11 protein-coding genes and 1 riboswitch are annotated in these 16160 nt (G+C 68.4%); of the genes, 4 read left to right on the forward strand and 7 right to left on the reverse strand.

Translation table 11 applies throughout. From position 1 onward, the window contains the following. Window positions 1–21: 21 nt before the first annotated feature. Entirely contained in the window at window positions 22–357 is a 336-nt protein-coding gene (locus tag RVX_RS15215) for a hypothetical protein (protein WP_116308021.1), read from the forward strand. Between the two features lie 146 nt (window positions 358–503). On the opposite strand, the gene RVX_RS15220 is transcribed toward RVX_RS15215, so the two are convergent. Together RVX_RS15220 and RVX_RS15225 are read right to left on the reverse strand one after the other, a co-directional pair. Then, entirely contained in the window at window positions 504–1148 is a 645-nt protein-coding gene (locus RVX_RS15220; protein WP_420192360.1) for an XTP/dITP diphosphatase, read from the reverse strand. Between the two features lie 162 nt (window positions 1149–1310). Further along, window positions 1311–3122: an ATP-binding protein gene (locus tag RVX_RS15225; protein ID WP_420192361.1), complete on the reverse strand. Its 1812-nt coding sequence runs from the start codon at window positions 3120–3122 to the stop codon at window positions 1311–1313. Window positions 3123–3399: 277 nt separating this feature from the next. Between RVX_RS15225 and rimO the strand changes: the two genes are divergently transcribed. From rimO to RVX_RS15240, 3 genes are all read left to right on the forward strand, one after another. Next, window positions 3400–4752, forward strand: coding sequence for a 30S ribosomal protein S12 methylthiotransferase RimO (gene rimO, locus RVX_RS15230; protein WP_116308022.1), 1353 nt, complete (start codon window positions 3400–3402; stop codon window positions 4750–4752). Between the two features lie 399 nt (window positions 4753–5151). After that, window positions 5152–6975: a glutamine--fructose-6-phosphate transaminase (isomerizing) gene (glmS, locus tag RVX_RS15235; RefSeq protein ID WP_116308023.1), complete on the forward strand. Its 1824-nt coding sequence runs from the start codon at window positions 5152–5154 to the stop codon at window positions 6973–6975. A 313-nt stretch (window positions 6976–7288) separates the two neighbouring features. Next, window positions 7289–7363, forward strand: a riboswitch (cyclic di-GMP riboswitch). A gap of 338 nt (window positions 7364–7701) precedes the next feature. Further along, a complete protein-coding gene (locus RVX_RS15240; protein WP_172596670.1) occupies window positions 7702–9741 on the forward strand; it encodes a methyl-accepting chemotaxis protein in 2040 nt (679 codons plus the stop codon). Between the two features lie 236 nt (window positions 9742–9977). On the opposite strand, the gene RVX_RS15245 is transcribed toward RVX_RS15240, so the two are convergent. The 5 genes from RVX_RS15245 to RVX_RS15265 form a co-directional block, all read right to left on the reverse strand. Next, entirely contained in the window at window positions 9978–11255 is a 1278-nt protein-coding gene (locus RVX_RS15245; RefSeq protein ID WP_116308025.1) for an AI-2E family transporter, read from the reverse strand. Window positions 11256–11750: 495 nt separating this feature from the next. After that, complete coding sequence (locus RVX_RS15250) at window positions 11751–12440, reverse strand: Crp/Fnr family transcriptional regulator (protein WP_116308026.1); 690 nt, start codon at window positions 12438–12440, stop codon at window positions 11751–11753. Window positions 12441–12545: 105 nt separating this feature from the next. Beyond that, window positions 12546–12884 (reverse strand): 4Fe-4S dicluster domain-containing protein, encoded by a 339-nt coding sequence (locus RVX_RS15255; RefSeq protein ID WP_116308027.1) that lies wholly within the window; start codon window positions 12882–12884, stop codon window positions 12546–12548. A gap of 27 nt (window positions 12885–12911) precedes the next feature. Beyond that, window positions 12912–14696, reverse strand: coding sequence for an FAD-binding protein (locus RVX_RS15260; RefSeq protein WP_116308028.1), 1785 nt, complete (start codon window positions 14694–14696; stop codon window positions 12912–12914). A gap of 326 nt (window positions 14697–15022) precedes the next feature. Next, window positions 15023–16075 carry a sulfite exporter TauE/SafE family protein gene (locus tag RVX_RS15265; RefSeq protein WP_116308029.1) on the reverse strand — a complete coding sequence of 351 codons (1053 nt, stop codon included), beginning with the start codon at window positions 16073–16075 and terminating at the stop codon, window positions 15023–15025. Window positions 16076–16160: the final 85 nt, after the last annotated feature.

The raw sequence follows: 16160 nt of genomic DNA on the forward strand, positions 1-16160 counted from the left end.
CACTCCGGCAGGAGGCCGACCATGTACGCCATCAACTATCTGCTGAACCTGTGCGGCATCGCCATGCTGGCCGGGGCCGCCTTCAACTGGCTGCGCTGGCGCTCGGGCAACCGGGCGGCGGGCATCCGCGCGCGCAGCCTGGCCGTGGGCGGGGCCATGCTGCTGGTGTTCGGCAACCTGGTGTCGCCCATCGAACCCAAGGTGGAGCAGCCGGCAAACGCCACTACGCCGGTCACGCAGTCGCAGACGGCGCAGCCCCAGGCCGCGCCCCAGCCCGTTGCGCCCGTTACCCCGGACCAGCCCGCCGTTCCAGCCCCGTCGCCCCAGCCGGAACAACCCGCCCAGCCCGCCAAATAAGCGGCACTCCGGGCGCGGCCCGCATGCCGGACAGCCTGACCGGCCACCCGCAGCCTTTCCGAAAAACCAGAAGCCCCGCGATGTTCCGGATAAGCCGGAACGTCGCGGGGCGTCGTTTGGTGCGGACGGAGGCGAAAGTACCTGGACTAGCCCTTGCCCCCCGCGAAGGCGGGCCACAATTCCAGCAGGCGGCGCAGGGCCTTGCCCCGGTGGCTGCGGGCGTTCTTTTCGTCGCGGGTCAGGGTGGCGGCGGTGCGGCCCAGTTCCGGGTCGAAGAACAGCGGGTCGTAGCCGAAGCCGTTGTCGCCCTGCGGGGCGGCGGCCACGCGGCCTTCCCAGGCCCCGGCGGCGGTGATGTGGCGGCCGTCCGGGGCGCAGGCGGCGATGACCGAGCGGAAGCGGGCCGTGCGTTGCGCATCCGGCACGCCGGACAGGGCGGCCAGCAGCTTCTCGTTGTTGCGGGCGTCGGTGGCGGGCACGCCGTCTTCTGCGGAATAGCGGGCGGAATACACGCCCGGCGCGCCGCCCAGGGCGTCCACCTCGAGTCCGGAATCATCGGCCACGGCGATGCGGCCGGTCAGTTCGGCCACGGTGCGCGCCTTCAGCAGGGCGTTTTCCTCGAAGGTGACACCGGTTTCCTCGATCTCGCCGATCTCGGGGTAGGCATCCAGGCCGACCACGGTGACGCCGGTATCGCGCAGCATGTCGTTGAGTTCACGTATCTTGCCCGCGTTGCGGGTGGCCAGCACGATGACGGCGGTGTCGCCGATGGTGTTCGAAGCGGTGGTCATGGTGTGTCGAGGGTCGGGTTCGGGTTCAGGGTTGGGGTGGCGGCGGGTGATGCCCGCGCTGTGCAACGGATGCGCGGCGCATTGTGCGGAAGAATCGCCCCGGAGGCAAGAGAGCGCGGCAAGCGGCGGCTTGGCTACGGGCGGTTATGCGGCGCGGCGCGCCTACCCCTTCAGTCCCTCGCCCGCCGGGTCGTCCCGTGCCGGGGCCGCCTGTTCGGGCACGGCCAGCAGCGGTTGCAGGCGCAAGGTGATGGTGGTGCCCTTGCCCACCTGGCTTTGCAGGTCCACCTGGCCACCCATTTCCTCGATGATCTTGCGGCTCATGGCCAGGCCGATGCCCGCGCCCTTTTCCTTGGTGGAAAAGAACGGGCTGAATATCTTGTCGTGCAGGTCCGCCGGAATGCCCACGCCCGTGTCCTCCACGGCGATGTGCACGTACTGCGGGGTCATGCCGGTGCGCACGGTCAGGCGGCCGCCGTCGGGCATGGCCTCCTGCGCGTTCTTGACGAGATTGATCAGGCATTGCTTGAGCATTTCGCCGTCGCCGCGCGCCTTGGGAATATCGAGGGCCAGTTGCAGGTCGATTTCGATGCGCCGCTGGTCGAAGCCGATGCCCATCAATTCCATGGTCTGGCGGGCCAGCAGGTTCAGGTCCACCTCGCCGGTGCGGGGCGAGGTGGGCCGCGCGAAGTTGAGGATGGACTTCAGGATGGTGTCCAGCCGCCGCGATTCCTCCAGGATCACCTGCACCTTGCCGCGCGCGGCATCGTCCAGCGAGGGCGAGCGCAGCAGCGAATTGGCGAAGCCCCCGATGGCGAACAGCGGGTTGCGAATCTCGTGCGCCACATAGGTGGAAAGTTCGCCGATGGCGGCCATCTTCTCCGCCTGTTGCAGGCGGATTTCCATGTTGGTGCGGTTGGTGATGTCGCGCCGCATCTCGATGACCCGCGTCATGCGGCCCGTCTCGTCGGTGACGGGGTAGGTGTATACCCTGAAATACTGCACCCGCCCGTCTTCGTTGACCTTGGTGTGGATGCGTTCGGCCTTGCGCCCGGTGGTCACCGTTTCCTTGAAGGTGCAGCCCCCGTGCTGGGGCGGACAGCAGAAGGACGGCCCGTCGAGCTGCCAGCAGCAGGTGCCTATCCAGTCGTCCTTGGAACCGCCCTTGCGTTGCAGGATATTGCGGTTCAGGTCCACGATGCGGCCTTCGGTGTCCAGCAGCAGGATGTCCTCGTCCACCTGGTCGATGAGCGTGGCGAACAGGTCGCGCGCCTCGCGCAGGTGCAGGTTGCAGGTGGAACACAGCTTTTCCGAGGCCAGCATTTCCCACACCCACAGCGCGCCGCCCGCGTCCAGCAGCGAGACGCCGGCGGGGACCGCCGCGCGCAGGTCGGCCATGTGGCGGCCGTCATCGGACAGGTCGAGCACCATGCGCAGGTCGGGCAGGGCCGCGAACAGGGCGGCGGCGGAATCGAAGCGGGGCGCGCCGCCGGGATCGGGGGGGACGGGCGGCAGACCCGCGCGGGCTTCAAGGATGGCGAAGTTGATGGCGGACTGGCTTGCGCCGGGGCCGGGGGGCGGAACATCGTCGCCAAGGCCGGGGGGCTGGCAGGCGTGTTGCGCCAGTTCCTCGTGGTCCTGTTCGGTCAGCAGCAGGCCCGCCAGCCGCACCCACGGAAAGCCCCGCAGAAAATCCGGCCTGCGCAGCAGCCCGGCCACCGGACGCAAGGCGCGCCCCACGCCCGCCAGCGCCACGGGAAAGGGGCGGCGCGGCGGCGCGGCCTGGTCGTGCGGGTCAGCTGCCGCCATCAATGGGCCGGACTGTCCTGATTGACCGGCAAGGCCAGACGGGACGCAGGACATGCACGCCGGGCCGCAATCCGGGCAGCCCGGCGCGGCGCGGGGTGGTTCTTCGCCTGTTTCCGGTGCGGTGGGGGGCGATGCGGGCGGGCCGGGGAAGGGCTGCGTGGTCATGCGGGGCTCCTTGGTCCGAACTGCGGGGACTGCCGGAACGGCGGGGGCGGCAGGGGCGGCCATGGCCGACGGACATCATGCGGGCGCGGGGCCGGGGTTCCGGCGGGGGCTTGCGCGCGGCGCGCATTGCGGGTACGCGGCACCCAGCACCACGCCGTCCGCAACATTCCGCCCTCGCTGGGTCGGGGGGCGTGGGCGCGGCTTCCGTGGCACGGGCATGTGCCGCCACGGGCGCACGCGGTACCTTCCATCTTTTCCATACCCGGAACGCCATCCAATGATAAGTGTTTATTCCGTCAGCCTCGGCTGCCCCAAGAACCGCGTGGACACCGAACGCCTGCTGGGCGCGCTGGGCACGCCCGTGCGGCCCGTGGAAACCATGGCCGAGGCCGACGTGGTGCTCGTGAACACCTGTGGCTTCATCCTGCCCGCCGTGGAAGAATCGGTGCGCACCGTGGTGGAGGCCGTGGACGAGATTTCCGGGCTGGCCCGGCGTCCCCTGCTGGCCGTGGCCGGGTGCCTGGTGGGCCGCTACGGCGAGCGCGACCTGGCCGCAGAACTGCCCGAGGTGGACCTGTGGCTGCCCAACCAGTCCATCGAGAACTGGCCGGACCTGCTGGCCAACGCCCTGGGGTCCGGGGGCGTGGCCGCGTTCGGCGCGCCGGGCGTCGTCGCGCCCGGCTACGCGGGGGGCACGCGCCTGCTGTCCACCGGGCCGTCGTACGCCTGGCTGAAGATCAGCGACGGGTGCCGCCACAACTGTTCGTTCTGCACCATCCCCTCCATTCGCGGCCCGCACCGCTCCACCCCTGCGGCGGAGCTGGAACGCGAGGCGCGCCAACTGCTGGACATGGGCGTGCGCGAACTGATCCTGGTGGCGCAGGACGTGACCGCCTGGGGAGAGGACCTGAATAAGGCCAGCGGCAAGGGCGACCTGCGCCCCCTGCTGGACCGCCTGCTGCCGCTGCCGGGGCTGGACCGGCTGCGCCTGATGTACCTGTACCCGGCCGGGCTCAACGACGACCTGCTGTCCTACCTCGCGGCGGCGGGCGCGCCCTTCGTGCCCTATTTCGACGTGCCGCTGCAGCACGCCCACCCGGACGTGCTGGGCCGCATGGGGCGTCCCTTCGCGCGCAACCCCCGCGCGGTGGTGGAACGCATCCGCAAGCACTTTCCGGATGCGGCCCTGCGCACCTCGATCATCGTGGGCTTTCCCGGCGAGACCGAGGAACATTACGCCGCGCTCACCGATTTCGTGGTCGAGACGCGCTTCCATCACCTGGGCGTGTTCGCCTACCGGGCCGAGGAAGGCACCCCCGCCGCCGCCATGCCCGAGCAGGTTGACGACACGGTGAAGGAATGGCGGCGCGACGCGCTGATGGAAGTGCAGGCCGAAATCAGCGAGGAGATCATGGAATCATACGTGGGCCAGCGGCTGCCCGTGCTGGTGGACGCCCCCCACGACGAATGGCCCGGCCTGCACACCGGGCGCACCTGGTTCCAGGCCCCGGAGATAGACGGGGTCACCTACGTGAGCGGGGCCGGGGTCGCCCCCGGCGCGCTGGTGGAGGCGGACATCGTGGAGGCGCGCACCTACGACCTGGTGGCCCTGGCCGAGCCGGAGGAATAGGTCCGGACCGGGCGCGCCGACCCGGAATGGCATGCAGCGGAGTGCGATGCGCCCCGCCGGACCCGGCGTGACAGGGCATGGCGGAACATGGCGGGACATGGCGGAGCATGGCGGGGCATGGCGGGACATGGCGGGGCATGGCGGGGCATGGCGCATCGCCTGCGCCAGCCCGGCAAGCGTGCCGCGCGGCGGCCGCCCCCGGCAAGTTCCACCGCCGCCGTTCCCCGCTTCCGCCCCCCTGCCACCAGTTGCGAACCGTGCCGCAAACCTGATACATGCCACACCGCGAGGAATCGTTCGGGCGGCATGCGCCGCCACCCTCGCGACACACCTTCCGGCGGCCACCCCGGCCGTCGCCGCGCGGCGTCCGCCGCGCCTCTCCCAAGGAGCACACCACCTATGTGCGGCATCATCGGATACGCCGGTCATCGTCCCGCCGTTCCCCTCATCATAGAAGGCCTGCGCCGCCTCGAATATCGCGGCTACGATTCCGCGGGCGTGGCCTTCGTCCAGAACCGCGAGCTCATCACCGTGCGCGCCGAGGGCAAACTGTCCGCCCTTGACGAAAAGCTGGCCTCGTGCCCCAACACCGTGGCCACCACGGGCATGGGGCACACCCGCTGGGCCACCCACGGCATTCCCGTGGAACGCAACGCCCACCCGCACAAGTCCAACGACGGCCATCTGGCCATCGTGCACAACGGCATCATAGAAAACTACGCGGAACTGAAGGCCGACCTTGCCGCCAAGGGCTACGTCTTTCATTCCGAAACCGACACCGAGGTGCTGGCCAACCTCATTTCCGAGGGCCGCAAGCACACCGCCACCACGCTCGACGCCTTTGCCTGGGCGCTGCGCCAGGCCCACGGGGCCTACGCCGTGGCCCTGACCACGCCGGAAGAGCCGGACGTGCTCTACGCCGCGCGCCTGTCCGCCCCGCTGATCCTGGGCGTGGGCACCGGCGAGAACTTCGTGGCGTCCGACATCCCCGCCTTCCTGCCCTACACCCGCGACGTGGTGTTTCTGGAAGACGGCGAGTTGGTGCGCATCGACGCCAATTCGTGGAAGGTCATGCGCATCGCCGACCTGTCGACGGTGGACAAGACCGTCAACCACATCCAGTGGGACATGCAGGCGGCCCAGAAGGGCGGCTACAAGCACTTCATGCTCAAGGAAATCTTCGAGCAGCCCAAGGTCATCACCGACTGTCTGGCCGGCCGGGTGGACTGGAACCGCATGGAAGTGACCCTGCCGGAGCTGGCCGCGCTGCCGGTGCCCAAGCGCTTGCACATCGTGGCCTGCGGCACCTCGTACCATGCGGGCATGTGGGGCAAGCACCTGCTGGAAAGCTGGGCCCGCGTGCCGGTGAACGTGGAAATCGCGTCGGAGTTCCGCTACCGCGACATCATCCTGGACCCGGCGGACATGGTGCTGGTCATCAGCCAGTCGGGCGAAACGGCGGACACCCTGGCGGCCCTGCGCATAGCGCGGGAGCACGGGGTGAAGGTGGCGGGCCTGTGCAACGTGGTGGGCTCGTCCATCGCGCGCGAGGCGGACGCGGTCATCTACACCCAGGCCGGGCCGGAAATCAGCGTGGCCTCCACCAAGGCCATGTGCAGCCAGATGGTGCTGCTGACCCTGATGGCCCTGCACTGGGGCCGCAGCACCGGCGCGCTGTCCGACACTGTGCGGGCCAACGTGCTGCAAACCCTCAAGAAGCTGCCCGGCCAACTGGAAACCGTGCTGCCCGCCATGCGCGACGAGGCGCAGGTGCTGGCCCGCACTTACTCCAAGGCCAAGAGCTTCTTCTACCTGGGCCGCGGCCACTGCTTCCCGCTGGCGCTGGAAGGCGCGCTGAAGCTGAAGGAAATCTCGTACATCCATGCCGAGGGCTACGCATCCGGCGAAATGAAGCACGGCCCCATCGCGCTCATCGACCCGGACTTCCCCACCTTTGCCCTGGCCCTGAACGACGAGCTGTTCCCCAAGGTGAAGTCCAACATCGAGGAAGTGCAGGCCCGGCGCGGCAAGATCATCGCCCTGACCAACCCCGGCGTGGAACTGAAGGTGGACCACCCCTGGTCCATCCCCGACGCCTGGGGCCCCATGGCCGCCTTCCTGGTGCTGCCCGCCCTGCAATTGTTCAGCTACGAGGCCGCCGATTACCTGGGCAAGGACGTGGACCAGCCGCGCAACCTCGCCAAGAGCGTGACGGTGGAATAGCGCCCGCAGCATGCGGCAATGGCGGGCATTGCCATTGCCGCCCTTTCGCGACGGGTGCCTTCTCGCGAGAGGCACTCCCCTACCCACAAGGTACATTCAGGCAAGCCCCCGCATGGGGGCTTGCCTCGTTTCCGGGTACGAACTCGAACCAGCCCCCTCGCGACCTTGTGACATCGAAAGGCATATTCGAAACATATCGGAATATTGCACAAAGAACGCCATCGCCAAACAAAAAACCTACTCATGAACATTTGTAACGGTGGGGTTACAATTCAATTGACAGAAAAGGCGATATGTCGCAGTTGAGCCTTTGCGAGACAAATGCCAAACCTGCCGTGAGGTAGGGACGGAAAGCCACGGGTCTCTCGAAGACAGCCGGGCCGCCTTGCATCCGTCACCTTTTCCCCGCCTGAAGGGGAACCTTCGCTTCGCGTGACTGCCTGATCAAACAAACACGATTGGCGGCACGCACCTCCGGCACCCACCGCACTGTCCCGCCCGCCGTCGCACCCGTCGACGCGGCATCGCGCACTCACCCGCGCGGCGCGCCCCCCCGGCTTTTGGCCGCGGCTGCCGCCACCGGGCCGGGCAACGTCACGCCCGTGCGCAGGGACCACACTCATCGTGCATACCATGCAACCAGGGCATCACGCCCGCATCACGCATGCCCTCCCGGGGGGGACGGGCAGCGCGATGGCCTACCGCAACCCCGCCGGGGGGAACTTCATGAAACTGAATTTGCGCGCGCAGTTCCTGCTGCCCATCGTGGGCGTGGTCGTGCTGTCCATGGCGGCGTCGGGCGCCTTGTCCTACCGCAACGCCACCGATGCCCTGTGGAACGGCTACATTTCCACGGCCAACGAAATCGCCGCCACAGCCAGCCTGGGCTTTACCGAGCGGGTGGGCGACCTGCGCACCACCCTCACCTCGCAGGCCAAGGCCGCCGACATCACCGGCGTGCTCACGCCCGGCGGCGCGGCCCCCGATCCCGTGGGCACGGCCAACGCCGCCCTGCGCGACATCATGGAGGCCAACCCGGTGCTCCAGGCCGTCAACGTCATCGGGCCGGACGGCATCGTGGCGGCCAGCACCCGCCCCGACAGCGTGGGGCGCGACAATCTGGCCGAGCGCGACTACTTCAAGAACGGCATGCGCGGCGAAACGACCATCACCGACGCCTTCATGAGCAAGATCAGCAACGCGCCGGTGTTCGTGCTGGCCGTGCCCATCCGCAAGGACGGCAAGGTCCTGGGCGTGCTCTCCGCGCCGGTGGACCTGGCCGTGCTGTCCGCCCGGCTGGTGGACCCGGTGAAGGTGGGCAAGAACGGCTATGCCTTCCTGGTGGCGCGTTCCGGCAAACTGGCCGCGCACCCCAGGAAGGACCTGCTGCTGAAGCTGGATCTGAACGAGTTCGATTGGGGCAAGAGGCTCATCGCCCGGCGCTCCGGCACCCTGGAATACGATTTCGAGGGCCAGCACAAGGCCGCCGCCTTCACCCTGAACGAGACCACCGGCTGGATCATCGCGGTGAACGTCAGCGCGTCGGACATCGCCGCGTCGGTCACGGGCATCCGCAACGCGGCCATGGCCACGGGGGGCGGGGCCATCGTGCTGGTGTGCCTGGTGGTGTTCTGGATCGTGCGCGGGGTGACGCGGGCGCTGGGGTCCAGCGTGTCCTTCGCGCAGGCCGTGGCGGACGGCGACCTTGGCCGCAGCCTTGACCTGCGCCGCAACGACGAAATCGGCACCCTGGCCGACGCCCTGCGCACCATGGTGGGCAACCTGCGCGAGATGATCGCCACGGCGGACCACAAGACCGCGGAAGCCGAGGAGCAGACCCGCCGCGCCGAACACGCCGTGCAGGAGGCCGAGGCCGCCAAGAGCCGCGCCGAGGAAGCCCGCCGCGAAGGCATGTTGCATGCCGCCGGGCAACTGGACGTCATCGTCATGCGCGTGGGCGCCGCGTCCGAGGAACTGGCCGCACAGATCGAACAGTCGTCGCGCGGCACCGAGGTGCAGCGCGAACGCACGGCAGAGGCCGCCACGGCCATGGACCAGATGAACGCCAGCGTGCTGGAAGTGGCGCGCAACGCCACCGACGCCGCGGAAAGCGCCGACCGGGCGCGCGCCACGGCCCAGGAAGGGGCCGGAGTCGTGGAATCCGTGGTGGAGGCCATCGACGAGGTCAGCCGCCACGCGGGCGAACTGACCCGCAGCCTGGGCGACCTGGGCACCAGGGCCGAGGGCATTGGCCGGATCATGGGCGTCATCAGCGACATCGCCGACCAGACCAACCTGCTGGCGCTGAACGCGGCCATCGAGGCGGCCCGCGCCGGCGACGCCGGGCGCGGCTTCGCCGTTGTGGCCGACGAGGTGCGCAAGCTGGCCGAAAAGACCATGAACGCCACCCGCGAGGTGGACGAGGCGGTGCGCGCCATCCAGACCGGCACCCGCGAGAACATCCGGGGCATGGAGGAGGCGTCGGGCGCGGTGAGCCGCAGCACCGAACTGGCCACCGTGGCCGGGCGCTCGCTGGGCGACATCGTGACCATCGTGCAGACCACCGCCGACCAGGTGCGGTCCATCGCCACGGCGTCGGAAGAACAGTCCGCCGCCAGCGAGCAGATCAACCGGGGCACCGAGGAAGTGAACCGCATCGCCACGGAAACCGCCGATGCCATGAACCAGTCGGCCGCCGCCGTGTCCGAACTGGCCCGCATGGCGGCCGAGCTGCGCGGCCTGGTGGAGGAACTGAAGCAGGCGTAACCCGCGTCCCCCTGCACGGCCCTGCCCGACAGCAGGGCTGTTTCGGGCCGAGCAGGTCCGGCCCGAGCCTATCCGGGCCGAGCCTATCCGGGCCGGACAGACACGAAACACGACAAGGCCCCCGCGTGAGCGGGGGCCTTTTGCATCGTCGAACCGGCGTGGTCCCAGAGCCAGCGGCCATCTGCCGGATTTACCGGACTGGCCCGGACTGGCCGGACTTACCGGACTGGCCGGACTTACCGGATTGGCCCGCCGTCCTTGGGGGCCATTTCGGCGGCCACCTCGGCGTACATGGCCAGGGCCACCATGGCGAAGGTAAGCAGCAACGGCCCGTACAACAGGCCCAGCATGCCGAACATGTTCAACCCGCCCAGAATGGCCAGGAACAGGTAAAGCATGGGGATGCCCGCGCCTTCCTTCATGAACCACGCCCGCAGCAGGCCATCGGAGCTGGAAACCAGCACCGCGCACCACCCCAGCAAAAACACCGCCCGCCACGTTTCGCCCGAAAGGTACAGGTAGGCCGTGGCCGGAGCCCAGATGAGCGCGGTACCCACCACGGGAATCATGGCCGCGAAGGACATGGCGAAGCCCCAGAACAGCGCGGGCAGCCCCACCAGGGCAAAGCCCACCGCGCCGATCACGCCCTGGAACACCGCCACCAGCACCCCGCCCATGAACACCGAGCGGGCCACCCCGCGCAGGGCCGAGATCAGCCGGTCCTCCTGGGCGTGGGCCAGCGGCGAGACGCGCTTGACGAAGGCCAGCATCTGCCGCCCGTCGCGCAGCAGAAAATACAGGATGAACAGCATCAGCAGAAAATGGCCGAACAGGTACACCGCGTTGCCCACACCGGCGGTGATGCCGTGCAGCACGGCTTCCCCGGCCTGACGGGCCGCGCCCAGCAGGGTGCCGCGCAGGCTGGCCGGGTCGAAGTCTGCAATGTCCGAGGCGTCGATGCCGAAGTCGGCCAGGGTCTGGGTGACCCACACCGAAAGTTCGTGCAGCCGGGCCAGCCCCAGTTCCACCGGCGCGGGCAGTGAGCCCGCCGTGGATGCGGCGGTGGCGGTTCCGTCGGCAGCGCCGCTGCCGGACGCGGCGTAGAAGGCCATGGCCGCGCGGGCCAGGGCGCGGGCCTGCGGAATCAGCGCGGCCACGAACACGGCCAGCGGCGCGGCCACGCACAACAGCAGGGTGGCGATGGTGGACGCCGCCGCAAGGTCCGGCTGGTGCACCCGGCGGGCGATGCGCTCCCGCAGTGGCGCGGCCAGCGCGGCCACCACGATGGCCACGGCAAGGGTGTGGATGAACGGACGGGCCAGCAGCCAGCCGATGCCCACGGCCACCACGGCCAGCAGGGCCAGCCACACCCGCGTGGGCGCGGCGTGGGCCAAGGCGGGTGCGGATACGGGTGCGGGACCGGATGCGGGCGGCGGGACGGAAGTGGCGGAAGCGCCCGCAGGGGCCGACGCCTCCGGCTGCCCGGCAGGTTGCCCGGCGGGGCTATCGTTCACGGTTTCGGTACGGACGGAAGGGCACCCCGCGCAAGGCGAAGGGGCGAACGGGTCCGCGCCTTGCGGGGGGACATCGCCGGGGCAGCCGCCGCAGGGCGGGGAAAGACGCGTGGCGGCACGGCGCAGCACCGGCCGGGCGGCACGACGGGGGGAACGTACAGGAGTACTCATGGCGCGGTGCTAGCACGCGGTGGGCGGCGAAGCAACCGCGACACTTTTGATGCTTCAGAGGGTACCGACACGAATAGGATTTTTGTTCTCTGCCAAGGGAGAATGGATTTTTATAAAGGGAGTGCTTCAGCCGTTGGGTGAGCGGAGCGAACCTTACGGATGAGGACCGCAGAGCGTACTTTGATGGTATTCGACCGGAATAAAAATCCATTCTGACAGCGTTGCTCTCGATGCCCGTACGGCTCACAAGCTCGCCAACGGGCACGCTACGCGCCCTTCGGGTCGGCCAGTCAGAGGACAAAAGGACACTCGTGCCGAAACCCTCTACAGTTCCGCGCGCTCCAGCAACCGCAACGGATGCAGCACCACCACCTCGCGGCGGGTCACCCGCACCAGCCCCTCGTCCTGCATCTCGCGCAGAAAGTCGCTGACGGTCTGCTGGCACGATCCGGTCATGGCGGCCATCTGCTCCTGGGTCAGACGCACGGGGATCACCGCCGGTTCAAGCCATGCCGCCTCGTCGCCCAGCACCTCGTAGGCCATGTACACCAGCAGCTTGGCCAGCCGGGTGCCCACGTCGCAGGTCATCAGGTTGCCCACCTGCTCGCCCAGGTAGCGCACCCGTCCGCCCAGCGTGGCGATGACCCTGCGCGCCGCGCCGAAATGGCCGGACAGGAACTTCTCGAACTCGTCCCGTCCCGCCTCGCGCAGCACGCAGGGGGTCAGGGCCTGGGCATTGGCCTTGCGCGGCACCGAATCCAGCACCTCGGCCAGGCCGAACATCTCGCCCCGGCGGCGCAGGAAAAAGATGGGCTCCTTGCCTGACGGCGCAATGCGAAAAATGCGCACGATGCCCTGCTCCACGTAGAAGCACGAATCGCCGGAGTCCTCCTCGAAGAACACCATGTCGTTCTTCGCAAAGTCCCTCCGGCGCGACAACGCCAGAAACGCCGCCCGCTCGTCCGGCAGGTCGGCGAAAAAATCCTCGGTCCAGAGATGCCAGTTGCGTTCCATGGGCCCCCCTGGCGGAGAGCGTAGTGCTCCTGCGGCATATGGCAAGGGGGCAAGGGCGGTATCGGACAGCGCATGCCCGGGCCGCCCCCGCCCCCCGGAGTGTGATTACGCGTTCTTATCGGCCTGCAAGCGGTTGCGATACTTGTAGGTGGTTTCCACGCCGTGGATGTCCACGCACTTCCAGGTGATGTGCTCCTTGCCCATGATGGGCCGCAGGGACGCCTTGTGGTACCCCAACTGGTAGGGGATGCGCGTCTCTATGGCGGCGCGGGGGCAGGCCTTGGTACAGGACATGCAGTCCCAGCAGTCGCGCGTGCAGCGGCAGCGGGCCTTGCCCGTGGCTGCGTCCACCACCATCAGGTTGCCGGGGCAGGCTTCTTCGCAGCGCGATTCGGGCAGCCCTTCGCAGCCGTTGCACTTTTCGGTCAGTATTCTCGGCGGCATGTGTTCCTCCGTCCGGATGAGATGCGGTTAAGCCTTGAACCGGTCGCCCGGCACCAGCTGCTCGTAGGGCCGGGTGAAGGCGGTCACCTCGCCGGTGGCCGGGTCGCGCCGGGTTTCCACGAAGCAGTCGAAGTTGGCGTCGTCGCGGCCAGGGTAGTCGCTGCGGGTCTGCCACCCGGCCCAGCGGGTTTCGCGGCGGGCCTTCAGGTGGTGCACCACGGCCTCGGCCACGTCCACGCGGTCCATGGTCTCGTTGGCCTGCATCAGGTCGTGCAGGTCGGCGGCCTTCAGGTAGGCGAACTGCGATTGCAGCATCTTGATGTGGCGCAGGGCGTAGTCCAGGCGCTCCTCGTTGGTGCGGTAGAACTGCGAGCTGCCGCCCGCATACTCGTCCATCAGGCGCTGGAGACGTTCCTTCATCTCGGTGGGGGTCACGCCGTCGTAGTCGCCGCCGCGCAGCAGCGGCGCGAACACGCGGGCCTTTTCGGACTCCACCTGCATGGTGACGGCTGCCTCGTCGGGCGTTTCAAGGCCCGCCGCCATGTAGGCAATGGCCCCGCGCGCGGCCAGCTTGCCTTCCGCCGCGCAGCCGCCCACGAACTTGTTGGGGTTGCCGCCCGCCGTTTCGCCCGCCGCGAACAGGCCGGGCACGGTGGTCATGCGCTGCATGTCCACCCAGAAGCCGCCCATGGTGTGGCCGCCCATGATGTACGGGTCGGACCCGTAGATCTCGATGGGCTCCCTGGTCACGTCCTGCCCCCGGCTGGCCAGGAACAGCACGAACGACGGACGCTCGTTAAGGTAGTCGGTCATCATGGCCTGCACCAGTTCGGGGGCCATGTTGCGGGTGTCGCAGTAGCAGGGGCCGCGCCCGGCCAGCCATTCCTCCATGGGGGCGTTGGCCCGGATGAAGCGCGGGGCCGCGTCGCCGCCGAGGTGGGCGTAGCGGCTCATGACCCGCTCGTCCTTGCAGTTGATGATGGGGGCCTTGTAGCCCACCGAAATGGTGTCCACGGGGCCGCAGAAGTCCTTGGTGCGGGTGGCCACCCAGCGCTGCTCCAGCGAGGACAGCTCCGCGCCCTGGCGAAAGCCCATGGCGTAGCCGGAGCCCACGCAGTAGGGGCACATCCAGATCTGCGCGCCGCTGTCGGTGGAATCGGCCGTGTACGACTTGTACAGGGTGCCCGCGCCGCCGGTGGAAACCACCACGGACCTGGCGCGGAACACGTAGAACAGGCCGTCGCGCACGCCAAGGCCCATGGCCCCCACGCAGCGGCCGCCGTCCATGAGCAGGCCGGTGCCCACCACGCGGTTGTACACCTCGGCCCCGGCCTCGATGGCCTTCTCGGCCATGATGGGCTTCAGCTGCTCGCCGTGGATGGAAATGTCCCACTTGCCGCGATAACGGATCTTGCCGTTCTCGTCGCGCAGGATGGGCAGGCCCCAGCGCTCCAGGTCGTCGATGGCCTCGTTGAGCTCCTCGGCGTTGCTGAGGGCCAGGTCCTCGCGCAGGGGGCCGCCACCCACCTGGGCGCGGCTCCAGCGCACCAGGTCTTCCGGGGTCTTGCCTTCGGGGATGTAGGTGTTCAGGGCGTCCATGCCCGCCGAACACGCGCCGGAACGCATGATCTCGGCCTTTTCCATGATCACCACGCGCAGCGACGGATCAAGCCGCTTGGCCTCGGTGGCCACGAAACACCCGGCGTTGCCGCCGCCGATGATCAACAGGTCGCACTCCACCGTTTCCGTGCGCACCTCCGCAAGGCTGCGCGGCGCGATGTCCACGGCCCTGCTGGCCTTTCTGTTCGCCATGTCGTTTCTCCCGACGTTGATTGGATACGTTACGGATGCGCCGCAGGGGCCACCGCATCATTCTTTCTGTCGTTCACGTGCCCCCACCCGTTACGGCACTGGGGCTCATGGATCTTCAGTTTGCCCAAACGCGGGCCGTCTTGCTGCGGCGCAGGGATTCATGAATCTTCTCAGCCCTGATTCGGGCTATCTTTTCGCGACGCAGGATTTTTGTTCGCTGGCAAGGAGAACAAGCCTGTCATGAGGGAATATACTCTTTGGTATTTGACCGACATGACAGGCGAAGTTCGACGATGCCAGCGGACGAAAGGACAAGTCGCGATACATCAGGCGCTGCCAAGGCCGAGCTTAATGCCCATGTACTGCAACCCCACGAAGATCAGCAGGATGCCGAACAACAGGCGCAGGTAGCGGGTGTCCACCACGCAGCCCAGACGCCGCCCGAAGTTGGCCCCGCAGTAGCCGCCCAGCATGGCGAACACGGCCAGCTGGTAGATGACGGTGTCGGCCACGCCGCGCACGATGAACTGCGAGCCGATGTTGGCCACCTTGACGAAGTTGCCGGTGCCCACGGCCACCATCATGGGCAGGCCGAAGGCCGCGTGCAGCATGGGGGTGAACAGAAAGCCCCCGCCCACGCCGATGATGCCGGTGACGGCGGCGATGAAGAAGTTGCCGAAGGCCGGGTACAGGATGTTGGTGCGGTAGGGCACGCCGCCCCATTCGCCGCCCGCGTACAGCAGGCCCTGCTTTTCGGTGGCCACGAAGCCGCCGCTCTTGGCCGGGGCGGGGCGAATGCCGCGCCACAGCATCCAGAACGCCGCGCCGAACACCAGCACGGAGAAGTACATCTTCAGCTGTTCCGGGGTCATGCCCAGCGAAAGGTACGCGCCCGCGCCCGCGCCCAGAAAGCCGGTGGCCATCATGGGGAAGGCCACCTTCATGTTGGGGGTCTTCTTGGACAGGTGCACCATGGCCGCCATCAGGCCGATGACGGCCGAGGCAAGGCTGTTGGTGCCCAGGGCCACCTTGACCGGCAGGCCCAGCCACAGGGTGTACAGGGGCACGGAGAACAGGCTGATGAACGCCCCCACCATGCCGCCCAGGAACCCGGCCACCATGCCCACGCCAATGCCCAGCACCGGCACCACGTTGACGGTGCCCCAGTTGGGGTGGCTCCAGGCCACGGTCCACGAGGGGGCCACCGATTCCTTGACCAGCGCCAGCAGCAGCACGGCGGTCAGCGCCCACAGGGCCATGTTGCCGGGGGTGCGTTCGCCCAGCACCGCCCGAATGCCCGTGAGGACCGGTGAACAGGTGACGTCGGCGTCCGCCGCTCCGTTTGCCGGGGCCGCGCCCGTGTTGTTGGTATCCGCCATTCCCGCCTCCCTTGCTGGTTGAAGTGAGTGTGATGGTGAGTGCGCCCGCCTCGCCGGGGCATCCGGAATCGGACAGCCGGACGCG

This window comes from Nitratidesulfovibrio sp. HK-II (assembly GCF_003402415.2).
GTDB lineage: Bacteria > Desulfobacterota > Desulfovibrionia > Desulfovibrionales > Desulfovibrionaceae > Cupidesulfovibrio.